Consider the following 574-nt stretch of genomic DNA (forward strand, 5'->3'; position numbering starts at 1 on the left):
CATTAGAACAATAACACAAGGACCGCTCAGCAATATTGAGGCTCTTGAACCGATATGAACAGGCGACCAGGAATTGGTTCAGAAGGCCTTGTTTGCCAAGATATTAGATGCTCACCTGAAAGAAATTAAAAAGGAAGGCCCGTGACTCCAGAGACCGTCTTCAACGCCGAACCTTAACGGCAGCGCTTGTAAAGCACTGGCTTGCCCGTCCCGAACCCTTCGGGATTGTAGATCATCTGATCCTTGTCGGCCGCATATTCGAAGTTGTCGACGTTCCCCTCCTCCACATAATGGATCGCCCCGTAGCCACGTGGGCTTTCTTTGGGTGCAAAGTACACCGCATCAGGCTTATTCCCCTTGTACTGGAGCGTGCCAGCGGTGATGGTCACCGTCAGACCGCTGCATTTACCGCCTTCAGCCCACACTCCCTGCGCTGCTTTTGGAACTTTTGCGTCCTCTGCGAAAGCAGCGCTCGAGACGAAGACCAGGTTGAGCAGTCCGGCGATGATGAAGATGCGTGGCATGTTCTACTCCTGTGTAAGGTGGGATGGATGAATACGACCTGATATCAAGG

Annotated in this window: 1 protein-coding gene; it reads right to left on the reverse strand. The window is 52.4% G+C overall.

The features are described 5' to 3' along the window. Nucleotides 1-173: 173 nt before the first annotated feature. A complete protein-coding gene (locus AB4Z23_RS27960; protein ID WP_035201226.1) occupies nucleotides 174-524 on the reverse strand; it encodes a hypothetical protein in 351 nt (116 codons plus the stop codon). Nucleotides 525-574 lie beyond the last annotated feature (50 nt).

It is taken from the genome of Agrobacterium sp. MCAB5 (genome assembly GCF_052114365.1).
Classification (GTDB): Bacteria; Pseudomonadota; Alphaproteobacteria; order Rhizobiales; family Rhizobiaceae; genus Agrobacterium; species Agrobacterium tumefaciens.